Here is a 13,669-nt window from a genome sequence, read left to right on the forward strand (position 1 = left end):
ACCCGCTCACAGATCTTGCAGCAGGCTGGCACCGCCATGCTCGCCCAGGCCAACCAGTTGCCCAACAACGTGCTGAGCCTGTTGCAGTAATGAAATAAAAAAACCGCTTATCATAATTAGTACCGGATTATCCTGCCTTTCTGGCAGGATAATCTTTTCGCATTTTAAGCCGCATTAAAAATCATTTAAATTATTTAATTAATTTATTTAAGTTTGACTAAAAACCTCCGTTAATCGAATTGTCAGTAAAAGAAACTGCACAAGGGTTAATTAACCCAAAGCGACAAACCCCTTCACAAAGGATTTGTCAATTCAACCGCTAGGAGGTCCTAAATGTTAGGTATCAACACAAATACGCCATCACTTGGCGCACAAAACAATCTGAGCAAGTCTGCCAGTTCCCTTGAAACTTCAATTGCCCGTCTGTCATCCGGTTTGCGTGTTAACAGCGCCAAAGACGATGCTGCCGGCCTGGCCATTGCAGAACGCATGACCGCACAAATCCGCGGCTTTGATGTAGCTGCACGCAATGCCAACGATGGCGTTTCACTGTTGCAAGTGGCCGATGGCGCACTGGGCAAAATCGGTGACAACCTGCAGCGTATGCGTGAATTGGGTGTTCAAGCCAAAAACGGCACATTGAACGACACCGACCGCGCCAACCTGAACCGCGAATACACCGAACTGGCCAACGAAGTGGGTCGTGTTGCCACAGGCACCACATTCAACGGCAACAACGTGTTTGAAGCAGCCAACAAAACCGTGGACCTGCAAATTGGTTCGGGCAACGTGGCCTCCGACACCCTGAGCGTGAACCTGACCGACACCGGTACAGCCGCAGGCAATGATTTGCAAACCACCCTGGGTGGCGCAACTCAGGCTGCAATCGTGACCGCATTCGGTGGCGTGGACACCGTGGCCAACGCCACAACCGCGATTACGGAAATCGACACCGCAATCAACGACATCACCAACCTGCGTGCCACAACCGGTGCTGGCTTAAGCCGACTGGACCAGGTTGTTTCCTCACTGGAAACAACCAGCGCCAATTTGAGCTCTGCCCGTGGCCGTATCATGGACGCCGACTTCGCCAAGGAAACTGCAAACCTGACCCGTGCGCAGATTCTTCAGCAGGCTGGTACCGCCATGTTGGCCCAGGCCAACCAGCTGCCCAACAACGTGTTGAGCTTGCTGCGTTAATTCAGACCTAGTCTGATCACTGACCAGAATCCACCAAAAGTGGGTTCAAATCAAATAAAAAGCCCGGTGAACCAAGCTCACCGGGCTTTTTAACGCTAAAGAAAACCCCGAAACCTGCCGTTAATCAAGACATGGGGGCTTGTCTTGGCCTCGTAAAATTCGCAAAGGTGGCGAAAATGAATATTTCAAACATGGTTGATTACGCAACAGCCCTGCAAAAACCGCAGGACGCAATGAACACCAAACCGGTTCAAAACACGGAGGTCAAGCCGCCAATGGGCAGGCAGGCCGAGCTAAGCGTGGGTGAATTGATTGAAGTGGTTCAGAAAGCAAATGCGGCCCTGACGAGCAACCAGTCCAATCTGAAATTTCTTGTCGACAGCGACAATGGCAAACCGATCGTTCAAATCGTCGATCGGGAAACCCAGGAAATATTGAAACAAATTCCATCGGTTGAAATGCTTAAAATCGCAAAAGCCATCGAAAAAATGCAAGGCGTTTTAATGTCTCGCGAAGCATAGAACGCAATAAGGGGAACAAGTCATGGTTGGAATTTCATCCGCAGGTATCGGTTCGGGACTCGACATTGAGGGCATTATTCGCTCCCTGATGGCCGCCGAGCGAATTCCACTGACCAAGGTCACACAAGAACGCACAGCGATCAACACCAAAATTTCGATCTACGGCATCATCAAAAATTCGTTTGCAGATCTAAAAGCGTCCGCTGACAAACTAAGCAACTTGAGCAACCTGAATCCGCTGAAAACAACGTCAAGTGACGACAAAGTTGTTTCCGCCACGGCCAGTTCGTCCGCCGCCAAGGGCAGCTACAGCATCCAGGTCAGCCAGCTTGCCAAAGCACAAAGCGTGGCAGCACCCAGCGTGGCCACATCAGACAGCATTGTAGGCACCGGCAGCCTTACCCTGACTTTGGGCAGCTACGATTCCGCCACAAACACCTTTACCGACAATGCCGCAAAAACGCCGGTAACAATCAACATTGGTGAGGGTCAGCAAACGCTGGATGGCATCAAACAAGCGATTAACGATGCCAATGCGGGAGTGACCGCATCCATCGTCAATGACGGCACAGGTTCGCGCTTGGTGTTAACCAGTAAAGAGACTGGCGCAGTCAATGGCTTCAAGCTGGAAGTGAGCGATGCCGACGGCACCAACACCGACGCCGCTGGCTTGTCCATGCTAGCCTATGACCCAACCGCCGCAGCGGGTGCTGGCAAGAATGCAGAATCATTGCAAGTGGCGCAGAACGCCAACTTCACGATCAACAACCTGGCTGTGAGCAAAGCCAGCAACACAGTGACCGATGCGGTAGCAGGCCTGACACTGAACCTGAAAGCAATCACCACCGCCCCTGTGAACATTGAAGTGGCCCTGGACGATGGTGCCCTGAAAACCACGCTCGACGGCTTTGTTGCTGCTTACAATAAAATTCGCGGCAATCTGAAAGACCAGCAACAAAAAGACGCCACCCTGTCGAAAGAAACCACACCATCGACCCTGGAACGCGGTATGCGAAACATTCTGCGTGAACAGGTGGCCCAATACGGAATCGGCTTGAGCGACATTGGTTTGAACTTCGACAAAGACGGCGTGCTGTCGTTGGACAAAACCAAACTTGACGCAGCCGTGGCGGCCAATCCATCCATTCTGGAAAAAGTATTTACCAACACGGCCACAACAACGGATGCACGGATCAAATTTGTAGGGGCCGATACAAAAACACTGGAAGGCACCTACGCCATCAACATCAGCACCGCATACGATGGGAGCAACACCGTGGCGGGCACCATCAACGGCGTAGCGGGCACAGGCATTGGTAGCGTGCTGACGGGTGCCACCGGTGAAGCCAGCGAGGGCTTGCAATTTTCAGTGGCACAAGGTGCCGCCGGCGACATGGGCACAATTACATTCAGCAAGGGCTTGGCCGAAAGGTTAAGCGACTGGATCGGCAGCCTGTCCGATGAAGGCGGCGCACTGGTTTCCCGCACCGACGGCTTGAACAGCCGAAAAAAGCGTCTCGACACTCAGGAAGACCGAATCAATCTTCGGCTTGAACAGGTTGAAAAGCGCTACCGCGCGCAATTTACAGCACTGGACACCATGCTGGCCAGCATGCAGCAAACCAGTGCTTACCTAAGCCAGCAACTGGCTGCACTTGCACAACAGCGGTAAGCGAGGAACTGTGCCCTAAAACCCCTGTTTTTAGTCAGATCAAACAGGGGGCACAGACCCTACTATTTGTTTAAGACAAATTACCAAGTGAACGCACCATGATGTACGGCGCAAAAGCATACGCACAAGTAGGACTGGAAACCGGCATCAACAGTGCCTCTCCACACGGCCTCATTGTAATGCTTTACGAAGGAGCCATCGAGGCTATTCGAAAGGCCAAAATTTATCTGGAAATGCAAAACATCGAGATGAAAACCAAATCGGTGGACAAAGCCCTACGCATCATCAAAGACGGATTGACTGCCTCGCTAGACGTCAATGCCGGCGGTGCGTTGGCTGAGCAGCTGCTTTCACTGTACGACTACATTGGCAAAGAACTGATTCTGGCAAACGTTCAGAACAGCCCGGAACGCATGGACACCTGCATTGCTTTGCTCGATGACCTGCGCAGTGCCTGGCTGGAAATCGGCCAAACTGCCTCCAAACCATAACAACCTACTTAGGACCGCTCTCGACCATGATCTTTGCGACAGACAACAACGGTGCAATCATGAAGCTGTACGCCGCCATCGCGAATCAAAGCCAAATCATGCTTGATTCAGCCAAGGCGGGCGATTGGGATGAATTGTGTGCTGCAGAAGAGCAGTGCTCAAGGCTGATCCATGAGCTACAAGTCATCAAGGAAGCACAACAAACCGAATTGAATGAAAAAGAACGCAGTCAGCACATTGGCTATCTGAAAAAGATTCTGGCCGACGACGCGGCAATTCGCGACATCACTGAACCCCGCCTTAAGCAGTTGGAAGAATTTCTTCGCGCAGCCAACAACTCGCAGAAACTCAGCAACTCTTACGGATCCAACTAAGCCATTGCGCTAAAGCAACGGGTGTGAGACATGACATTAACCCCGGTTAAATCGGCTCCACCCAACGTCAACTCCCTTCTCCAATCCAATCCGGGTGACCGGGTCAGTTCTGGCAAAGGCGAGATTGCGCCTGTGGTTGCCATACTGACCCGTCAGCTTCCCCTGCCCCAAGCCCAACAACTGGCCGGTCAAACCGCCCTGGTTCGTGTGGTCAAAGGTGGCCCCGGCAACGAGGCAGAACTTGAGTTTGCAGGGCAAAACATTCAAGTGAAGTTGCCACCGGGGCGTTCACTGACGGCTGGCGAAATGGTCACAGTCGCCTTTGCCTTGTCCAACAAAGGCGACGATTTATCGGCAGGTGGCACCAGTGGCGGCAAAAAAATAGCCGATGCCCGCAACCTGCTGACTACACTGCCAGCAACGGCAGACGATGGCGAGGCACAAGACTCACCCAGTTTTGTGGACCGGCTTTCAGGCACAGCACGATTGATTGGTTTGCTTGAACGATTGGGGCAAGGTTCGCCCACGCAAGTCTCTACCACGGTGATGACCAGCCTGAAGCAGTTAAGCACCCAGTTTCCAACACAGACCACCACTGTGCCTGGCGCCTTGCTGGCCGAACCTGACAATGCAACGCCCAATTCCCGTGCGCTGATTCCGAGTACAACCCAAGGCACAGTTCAGGGCGCAGCTAAGCCCCCCGCTCAACAAGCCCAAGCGGTGAACGCGGCAAACAACCTGAACAACAGCCTGGCTGGCGTGTTGGCCAAACAGGTCAGTGCTGCAGTTGAAAACAGCGGGCTGTTTTATGAATCGCATTTGCAGCAGTGGGCCAACGGGCAGCGCAGCACCGATCAAATTGCAAAAGAACCCCAGGCCCGGTTTGGACAAGACCAGGTCATTTCCGAAAAAGGCTTGAACCCGGCCGCAGTTGATCAATCCGTGAAACTGGTGACCGCACAACTTGCGGCACTCGAAAGCAACCGGATTTCATTGGCGCTGAGCGGTTTGCTGGGGCACCCGGTTCAAATTGACATTGAACCCGACACCGAGGAAGCGCCCGACAAAGACGAGCAAAGCAGCGAGGAAGCAGCCCGCCCCTGGATTGCACGCCTGAAACTGGACATGGCTCATTTGGGTGAGCTGAATGTTCGGGTGCGCATGATAGGTTCACAATGCGATGTACAAATTACCGGGCCCGCACACAGCAAACAGGCGATTGATCCCCACTGGCAAACCTTCCGGCGCGCCATGGATGACAAAGGTTTGAAACTGGTTCACGGTCAGTTCATGGTACCCACGGGGCTCGAAATTGGCGAATAAACTGAGCCCCCAGCAGGCTGTTGCATTGGCCTACCTCGAACACTCTGGCGCACCCAAAGTGGTGGCCAAAGGCCAAGGCTTGATTGCAGAACAAATTATCCAGAAAGCGAAAGAATCGGGGGTGTTTGTTCATGAAAGCCGAGAACTGGTCTCGCTGTTAATGAATGTCGACCTGGATCAACAAATTCCTCCCGGCCTGTACCAGGCCATTGCAGAATTGTTGGCCTGGGTGTATCAAATAGAAAACAAAGAATTTAGTACAGAGGGAAAGCCATGAGTCAAAACACCAGCATTGCACCAGAACGCGATCAAAAACTGCTTGAAGAATTCAGTTTGAGTGCAGAACCCACACTGCGAAAACTCCTCAACACCATTGAGGAGGACGAACATGAACTGTACGTTTACCTGCAATCAGATCACACACAGTTTGTCACCGAAATATTGAACATCGACTGGTCGGCTGGCCTGATCTGGTTGGGCACGCCGTATGAAAAATCACTCAGCGCCAATTGCAACGCGTCTACGGCTTATGTCATGGTCAGCTTTCCCGATGGCGTCAAAGTGCAGTTTGCCGGCATGGGAATTTTGCAAAGCCAGTATCAAGGTGCCGATGCCTTGCGAATTGCCATACCCAAAACAATCGTTCGACTGCAACGTCGCAATTACTTCCGGGTGATGGCTGACGAAGAACTGAACGCACAAGTGAAACTTGAAATACCGGCAGTTGCTGGCCATGTCAGCCTGATCGACATCAGCCTGGCAGGCTGCGGCGTGTGCCTGCAAACAGCACCCAGCCTGCATCAGGCCGGAGATGTGATGAACGATGTTCGCCTGACCCTGCCCGATGGCCAAGGCAGCATGCTGGTGGACTTGGTGGTACGCAACATCAAGCCTTTGGCAGATCACCCCGAGATGGTGCAACTTGGATGTGAAATGAAAACCCTTGAGCGGGGCGCCGAGCGTCGCCTGCAACGGTTTCTATTGGCAACCGAACGCAGACAACGCGCGAACTTGCATTCGATCGACTAAACAATCAAGCACCGATCAACGGCGCTTGCTGCCCCCCAACAGGGAACCCAGAATACCGCGCATCAGCTCACGGCCGACCTGTGAACCGATGCTGCGGGCAGCACTCTTGGCCATGCTCTCAGCCACGCTTTGGCGCTTTCGCCCACCTGCGCCACTGGTGCCAAACAACATGTCACCCAAACCACTCAGCGTGCTTTTTTCCTCGGCGGTCTGAGTGCCTTTGGCAGCAGGTGTTTCAGCTGCATCCTGAGCTGCCATTGCTGTTTCTGTGCGCGCTTTCAGCATCTCAAATGCTGACTCACGATCAACTGTTTTTTCATACACACCCGCCACCAGTGAATTGGCAATCAATTCCTTGCACTGCTCCGGGCTGGCCGGGCCAAACTTGCTGGCGGGTGGATAAACCCAGGCGCGGCAAGTGGGGCTGGGCGTGCCCTTCGGGTCGAGAAAACTGACCAGCGCCTCGCCCACACCCAATTCGGTAATGGCAGCCTCAATGTCCAAACCTGCATTCGGGCGCATGGTTTCAGCGGCCACTTTCACTGCCTTTTGATCGCGCGGTGTGAATGCCCTCAAGGCATGCTGAACCCGGTTGCCCAGTTGCCCCAACACAGAATCGGGAACATCCAATGGATTTTGTGTCACGAAATAAACGCCCACGCCTTTGGAACGAATCAGGCGAACCACCAGCTCCACTTTCTCAATCAAGGGCTTGGGTGCGTCGGTAAACAGCAGGTGCGCCTCGTCAAAGAAAAACACCATTTTGGGTTTCTCGACATCACCCACTTCCGGCAAATTCTCAAACAACTCAGACAACAACCACAGCAAAAAGGTGGCGTACAACTTCGGTGAATTCATCAACTGATTGGCCGCCAGAATATTGATGATGCCGCGTCCATTCGAATCGGTTTGCATCAAGTCATCAATGTTCAGCATGGGTTCACCGAAAAACTTGTCGGCACCCTGCCCTTCCAGGGCCAGCAAGCCACGTTGAATCGCCCCCACAGAGGCTGAAGAAACATTGCCGTACTCCGTGGTGAACTGCTTGGCGTTTTCGCCCACGTACTGAAGCATGGCGCGCAGGTCTTTCAGATCAAGCAACAACATGCCGTTGTCGTCGGCAATTTTGAAAACCAGGTTCAGCACGCCTTCCTGAGTGTCATTCAAACCCAGCAAACGACCCAACAACAAAGGTCCCATGTCGGAAATGGTGGCCCGCACCGGGTGGCCCTGTTCGCCAAATACATCCCACAATGTCACGGGGCTGCCTGCAAACTCCGGCACGGGAATACCGGTCATTTTCATGCGTTCTTCGAATTTCGGAGAGGTTTTTCCAGGCTGGGAAATGCCGGTAAGGTCACCCTTCACATCGGCCATAAACACAGGTGTGCCAACGCGTGAAAACGCTTCAGCCAGCACCTGCAAGGTCACTGTTTTACCCGTACCGGTTGCACCTGTAATCAAACCATGCCGGTTGGCCAACTGAGGCAGCATGACCAGGTCGGCTGCTGTTTCAGCACGGTTGTCGCGGGCAATCGGAAAAGGTGAAATCATGGGCCGGGCTCCAATTCATGTGAGGATTCAATGAATTGGATTGTGCCACAGCCTGTCTGGAATTCAGAACATTACACAGGCATGTTCATGATGTCGTTGTAGGCTTGCAGAATTTTATTGCGGGTCTGAACCACCGCTGTGAACTGCAGCGATGACATATTCGATGCAATCACGGATTCTTCAATCGACGCAGTGGGGTCATCCATCTGCAAACGCTTGCCCAGTTCAGCCGCCTTGTCTGCTGACAGGCTCGCGCTTTCCAGGGCCTTGGCAATGGCATCAGCAAACGAGGCCTGATCCAGCGCCTGCGGCTTATTGGTCAGCGACGGGCTTTTGATCGCATCGGTTACCGCACTGCTTAACAGGCCACTTACGGCCCCCATTTTCTCGATCATGAAATACTCCAACGCGGAATTATTGTTTGTACCCTCTCTTTGTACAGGCAAGTGGGGCAAGCCATTGCCGCGAACAGGGGGCAAAACCCCCCTTATTTTTTAAACACCACCCTCAAGTTTTTGAAATAGGTGCCGTTAAAGGCCCCTTTTTACCGAATTGCTTGCGCACCGGCCCAAGCACAATGCATGGGTAGAACAATATTTAACCCACATGCAGGTATTACATGGCAGAAGCTCTCAGCAGCCCCGAAGTGATCGGCCCGGTTGGCAACAACCCGATTACCAATATGCAGCAACGTTTCGCAACACTGCCCCAGAAAAACAAAATGGGTGTGCTGATCGGCGTGCCCCTGTTGATCGCGGTGCTGGCCTCGCTGCTGATGTGGGCCAACCAGAGCAGCTACCGCGTGCTGTTCAGTGGCCTGAACGACCAGGACGGTGGTGCCATAGTTGAAGCGCTGACCCAAATGAAGGTGCCCTACGAGTTCAACACAGCAGGTACCGCCATTCTGGTGCCTTCTGACAAGGTGTACGACACCCGCCTGGCCCTGGCCAGCCAAGGCCTGCCCAAAGGCAGCGTGAGCGGCTTCGAAGCCATGGACAACCAAAAGCTGGGTATCACCCAGTTTCAGGAACAAGTCAATTACCAACGCGCGCTGGAAGGCGAACTGGTTCGCTCCATTCAGTCCATTTCAGCGGTGCAAAGTGCACGCGTGCATTTGGCCATTCCCAAGCCGTCTATTTTCATTCGTGAAAAACAAACCCCCAGCGCATCCATTGTGCTAAACCTGTTTGGCAGTCGCACCCTGTCTGAGCCCCAAATCAACGGCATTGTTCACCTGGTGGCCTCCAGCCTGCCCGGCATGAACCCGGAAGATGTCAGCATTGTTGACCAGTCAGGTCGCTTGCTAACCGGCAAAACACAACTTGAAAGCGGCTTGAACCCCACACAACTGGCCTACACCAACCAAATTGAACAAAGCCTGACCAGTCGAATTGTTGACATTTTGACCCCTGTATTCGGCAGCGAAAACGTACGCGCCACCGTAACCGCCAACATGGATTACTCCACGTCCGAGCGCACCGACGAAATTTACAAACCCAACGGCGATACCACGCAAGCCACCATTCGCAGCCAGCAAATCAGCGAGTCCAATGACGGCAGCAGCAACGCCAACCCGCAGGGCATTCCCGGCGTAATGGCCAACACCCCACCCGGGGAAGCCGCCGCCAATATTGGTCAGAACCCACAACAGGCACTGGCCAATGGCAACAATGCACCAGCGCAAACCAACAACAGCAGCCGCAAAGACTCCACCGTCAATTACGAAGTGGACAAGTCGGTTCAGTACACCAAATCGCAGGTGGGCAAAATTGAACGCCTGTCAGCCGCTGTGGTGGTGAACTTCAAAACAATCACCGATCCAAAAGGGGAAACACGCCAGGTGCCTTTGACACCTGAAGAAATCACCCAGCTGGACAGTTTGGTGAAGCAGGCCATTGGCTTTGATGAACAACGCGGCGATGCCGTGAATGTGGTGAACCAGGCCTTCACCAAGGTTGAAGAAGCAAGTATCCCCATGTGGGCACAACAGGAAACCATGGACCTGGCGAAATCACTGGGCATGCCAATTGGTATTGCACTGATTGCAGCCATCCTGGTGTTCGGCCTGTTCCGCCCCATGATGAAACCAGCCGATGTTGATTTGTTCGACGAAGGCCCTGAACTGCTGCCAGGCCAGCGCATGCCTTTGCTTGCCAACCAGGTGGGCGGCGACAACGACGCCGAACTTCTGGAGCAACTGCAACGCGAAGGTTCCCTGCCCGGCATGAATCGTCAGGAAAAAATGGAAAAGCTGCGCCAGTTGGCCAAAGAGCACCCACAGATTGTGGCCAGCATTGTGAAAAACTGGGTCAACGGCGAAACACAGAACGGCTAAGGCCCGCCTGCAGAAGCACTACAAGGAATCAACACCATGGCAGAAAGCGAACTCGGCATTCAGAAAGGCGCAATCCTGATGCTCAGCTTGGGCGAGGAAGAAGCAGCTGAAGTATTCAAATACCTGGGCCCCAAAGAAGTTCAAAAGCTGGGTCAACAAATGTCGAAAACCAAGGATGTACCCATCGACCGCATTGAAGAAATTGCGGGGGAAGTGGTGCAAATTGCGCAAAGTCAAAGTGCATTGGGCCTGGACTCGGATGCTTACATTCGTAGCGTGTTGACTCGTGCCCTGGGTGAAGACAAGGCTGGCTTTTTGCTAGACCGGATTTTGCAGGGCAGCGACACATCCGGCATTGAAGGCCTGAAGTGGATGGACCCGGGCACAGTGGCCGAACTGATTAAAAACGAACACCCTCAAATTATTGCCACCATTCTGGTTCACCTTGAACGCGATTTTGCCGCGGCCATTTTGAACCTGTTTGTCGATCGACTGCGCAGCGATGTCGTGCTGCGAATTGCCACCATTGATGGTATTCAACCCAATGCATTGCTTGAACTGAACGATGTGCTGTCCAAGGTGCTGGCAGGCGGCGACAAGCTGAAGAAAACAACCCTGGGTGGCGTGCGGGCTGCGGCCGAGATTCTGAACTTTGTGGGTACAACCTCCGAGAAAACAGTGCTCGACACCATCCGCGAATACGACAACGAACTCAGCCAGCGCATTCAGGATGAAATGTTCACCTTCGACAACCTGCTCGACATTGACGACCGTGGCATGCAAAGCATTCTGCGCGATGTTCAAAGTGATTTGCTGGTCATTGCACTGAAAGGTGCCGACGAAGCCATTCGCGAAAAAGTATTCAAGAACATGTCCAGCCGTGCGGCAGAAGCACTGCGCGACGATCTCGAAAGTCGTGGTCCGGTTCGCCTCTCCGAGGTGGAAGCTGCGCAGAAAGATGTCTTGAAAGTGGCTCGCAAGTTGGCCGACGCTGGCGAAGTGGTACTGGGTGGAGGCGGAGATGATGCGTTCATCTAACCGCATTATTCGCGGCCTCGATGCAGCCGAATTGCCCAACTGGTCAGTCGAATTGATTGGCTCACGCTATGAAAACCCGGTTGACCGCATGATGGCGGAAATCGACCGACACCAGAAGGAAATCAGCGTACCGCCACCGGCCCCTACCGAAGAAGAACTGCGTTTGAAGGAATGGGAAGCAGCGCTGGCTCGCCGCGAGAAACAGCTGGAGGAACTCGAGAAAGACACCCTGAAACAGGCGGAGGAACGTGGTCAGCAACTGGGCTACGAGGCTGGCTGGAACGCGGCACACAACGAACGTGTGGTGCTGGTTCAAGCTGCCACCACCATGGAAGAAGAGTTCGAGCGCTTTAAGAGCGAACTCTCAGAAAAGCTGCTTGACCTGGCCGTGCTGGTCAGCAAAAAAGTCATTGGCGACACACTTGCGTTGCACCCCGAACAGGCAGCCCAATTATTGAATCAGGTGTTGGAAAGCATGCAATTGCACGGCAAAGCAGTCAGCCTGCGTGCTCACCCCAACACGATTCGCGTGCTTGAAGCGCAGTTTGGCGATCAGCAAATGCTGGGTAACCTGCGCATGATCGAAGACCCCAAACAATTGCAAGGTGGCTTCCTGCTTCAACACCCGGAAGGCGAAGTCGACGCCACACTGCAAACCCGCTGGCTACGTGCCATTGAGGCCTTGGGCCGCGACGATCCACTGACGCCTGAGGACACAGAATAAATGGCCGACCTGCTGGAATGGATAGACGAATGCAAGTTTCTGGTTGAACACAGCCAACCCCAAATTGCCACGGGCAAACTGACCCGTGTGGCTGGCTTGGTGATGGAAGCAGTGGGCTTGAAATTGCCGGTGGGCAGCGTGTGCACCGTGATGCAAAAAGGCGCCCCACCCCTTGAGGCTGAAGTGGTCGGCTTTAACGGCGACAAACTGTTTTTAATGCCTGCCACCGACGTACACGGAATGACACCCGGTGCCAAAGTCGTTGCACAGGAACCACCCCCCATCGCCCCCAAACTGGGTGTGAAAGCCCACCCTTGGCGCAGGCCTGAAGACAAAACCAAACACCTGCCTGTGGGCGACAGCTTGCTGGGCCGAGTGGTTGACAGCAATGGCCGCCCGCTTGATACCTTGGGCGAACTGAAATTCGAAAAACGCAGCCCGTTGGCGGCACGCCCAATCAACCCGCTGGAACGCGAACCCATTACCGAACCGATGGACGTGGGCGTGCGTGCAATCAACGCACTACTTACCGTAGGGCGTGGCCAGCGAATTGGCCTGATGGCCGGTTCCGGTGTGGGTAAATCGGTGTTGCTGGGCATGATGGCCCGCTACACCAAAGCCGACCGTGTGGTGGTTGGCCTGATCGGCGAACGTGGCCGTGAAGTAAAGGAATTCATTGAACAGATTCTGGGTGAAGAAGGCTTGAAACGCAGCGTGGTAATTGCTGCACCTGCCGATGTCAGCCCCCTGCTTCGCATGCAGGGCGCAGCCTACACCCAGGTGGTGGCCGAGCATTTCCGTGACCAAGGGCACAACGTGCTAATGATCATGGACTCACTAACCCGCTACGCCATGGCACAACGTGAAATTGCACTGGCCATTGGCGAACCCCCTGCCACCAAAGGCTACCCGCCCAGCGTATTTGCCAAACTGCCTACACTGGTTGAACGGGCAGGCAATGGTCGAAAAGGCGGCGGTTCCATTACCGCCTTTTACACAGTACTGACCGAAGGCGACGACCAGCAAGACCCGATTGCCGACGCGGCCCGAGCCATTCTGGACGGCCACATTGTGCTGTCGCGCCAACTGGCCGAAAGCGGCCACTACCCTGCCATCGACATTGAACAGTCCATTTCAAGGGCAATGCACAACATTGTGCCCGCAGGCCACCTGAACGCCGCCCGAGGGCTGAAAGCTGCCTTCTCGAAAGTGCAGCGCAACCGCGACCTGATCACCGTGGGCGCTTACGCTCCGGGGGCAGACCCGCAATTGGACCATTCTTTGGCCCTTTATCCAAAGATTGAAAACCTGCTGCAACAGTCAATGTTAGAGAGTGCAAGTTTCGATGAAGCGCTGGCAGGCCTTCAATCGTTATTTCCGAACGAATTTAAAAACGACAAACACTAAA

The 13,669-nt window shown here is 53.8% G+C and carries 15 protein-coding genes; 13 read left to right on the forward strand and 2 right to left on the reverse strand.

Annotation, left to right across the window (positions count from 1 at the left end):
• The 9 genes from ACVL1J_RS05720 to ACVL1J_RS05760 form a co-directional block, all read left to right on the forward strand.
• Positions 1-90: flagellin (locus tag ACVL1J_RS05720; RefSeq protein WP_491665264.1), on the forward strand; the 90-nt coding region annotated here is incomplete at its 5' end.
• Between the two features lie 243 nt (positions 91-333).
• Positions 334-1,200 (forward strand): flagellin N-terminal helical domain-containing protein, encoded by an 867-nt coding sequence (locus tag ACVL1J_RS05725; RefSeq protein WP_159569869.1) that lies wholly within the window; start codon positions 334-336, stop codon positions 1,198-1,200.
• A gap of 176 nt (positions 1,201-1,376) precedes the next feature.
• Positions 1,377-1,721, forward strand: a complete 345-nt coding sequence (locus tag ACVL1J_RS05730; RefSeq protein ID WP_341237575.1) for a flagellar protein FlaG — start codon at positions 1,377-1,379, stop codon at positions 1,719-1,721.
• Between the two features lie 22 nt (positions 1,722-1,743).
• Positions 1,744-3,393 carry a flagellar filament capping protein FliD gene (fliD, locus tag ACVL1J_RS05735; RefSeq protein ID WP_341237576.1) on the forward strand — a complete coding sequence of 550 codons (1,650 nt, stop codon included), beginning with the start codon at positions 1,744-1,746 and terminating at the stop codon, positions 3,391-3,393.
• 98 nt (positions 3,394-3,491) lie between these two features.
• Positions 3,492-3,884, forward strand: a complete 393-nt coding sequence (fliS, locus tag ACVL1J_RS05740; protein WP_159569863.1) for a flagellar export chaperone FliS — start codon at positions 3,492-3,494, stop codon at positions 3,882-3,884.
• Between the two features lie 26 nt (positions 3,885-3,910).
• Positions 3,911-4,258 carry a flagellar protein FliT gene (locus ACVL1J_RS05745; RefSeq protein ID WP_159569861.1) on the forward strand — a complete coding sequence of 116 codons (348 nt, stop codon included), beginning with the start codon at positions 3,911-3,913 and terminating at the stop codon, positions 4,256-4,258.
• A 30-nt stretch (positions 4,259-4,288) separates the two neighbouring features.
• Complete coding sequence (fliK, locus tag ACVL1J_RS05750) at positions 4,289-5,581, forward strand: flagellar hook-length control protein FliK (RefSeq protein ID WP_341237577.1); 1,293 nt, start codon at positions 4,289-4,291, stop codon at positions 5,579-5,581.
• Positions 5,571-5,858 (forward strand): EscU/YscU/HrcU family type III secretion system export apparatus switch protein, encoded by a 288-nt coding sequence (locus tag ACVL1J_RS05755; RefSeq protein WP_159569857.1) that lies wholly within the window; start codon positions 5,571-5,573, stop codon positions 5,856-5,858. The genes fliK and ACVL1J_RS05755 overlap by 11 nt, the downstream gene beginning before the upstream one ends.
• The gene (locus ACVL1J_RS05760) at positions 5,855-6,610 is read left to right on the forward strand and encodes a flagellar brake protein (protein WP_159569855.1); all 756 of its coding nucleotides are present in this window, start codon (positions 5,855-5,857) and stop codon (positions 6,608-6,610) included. The genes ACVL1J_RS05755 and ACVL1J_RS05760 overlap by 4 nt, the downstream gene beginning before the upstream one ends.
• A 15-nt stretch (positions 6,611-6,625) precedes the next feature.
• On the opposite strand, the gene ACVL1J_RS05765 is transcribed toward ACVL1J_RS05760, so the two are convergent.
• Positions 6,626-8,164: a helicase HerA-like domain-containing protein gene (locus ACVL1J_RS05765; RefSeq protein WP_159569853.1), complete on the reverse strand. Its 1,539-nt coding sequence runs from the start codon at positions 8,162-8,164 to the stop codon at positions 6,626-6,628.
• A gap of 71 nt (positions 8,165-8,235) precedes the next feature.
• Positions 8,236-8,559: a flagellar hook-basal body complex protein FliE gene (gene fliE, locus ACVL1J_RS05770; RefSeq protein WP_159569851.1), complete on the reverse strand. Its 324-nt coding sequence runs from the start codon at positions 8,557-8,559 to the stop codon at positions 8,236-8,238.
• A 224-nt stretch (positions 8,560-8,783) separates the two neighbouring features.
• Between fliE and fliF the strand changes: the two genes are divergently transcribed.
• From fliF to fliI, 4 genes are read left to right on the forward strand one after another with little or no spacing between them, the layout of a single operon-like run.
• On the forward strand, positions 8,784-10,499 hold the full coding sequence (gene fliF, locus ACVL1J_RS05775; protein WP_236550853.1) for a flagellar basal-body MS-ring/collar protein FliF: 1,716 nt from the start codon (positions 8,784-8,786) through the stop codon (positions 10,497-10,499).
• Between the two features lie 36 nt (positions 10,500-10,535).
• Positions 10,536-11,537 carry a flagellar motor switch protein FliG gene (fliG, locus tag ACVL1J_RS05780; RefSeq protein ID WP_159569849.1) on the forward strand — a complete coding sequence of 334 codons (1,002 nt, stop codon included), beginning with the start codon at positions 10,536-10,538 and terminating at the stop codon, positions 11,535-11,537.
• Positions 11,521-12,261 (forward strand): FliH/SctL family protein, encoded by a 741-nt coding sequence (locus ACVL1J_RS05785; RefSeq protein ID WP_159569847.1) that lies wholly within the window; start codon positions 11,521-11,523, stop codon positions 12,259-12,261. The genes fliG and ACVL1J_RS05785 overlap by 17 nt, the downstream gene beginning before the upstream one ends.
• The gene (gene fliI / locus ACVL1J_RS05790; protein ID WP_159569845.1) at positions 12,262-13,668 is read left to right on the forward strand and encodes a flagellar protein export ATPase FliI; all 1,407 of its coding nucleotides are present in this window, start codon (positions 12,262-12,264) and stop codon (positions 13,666-13,668) included.
• Position 13,669 lies beyond the last annotated feature (1 nt).

It is taken from the genome of Limnobacter sp. G6BE5S (genome assembly GCF_058448965.1).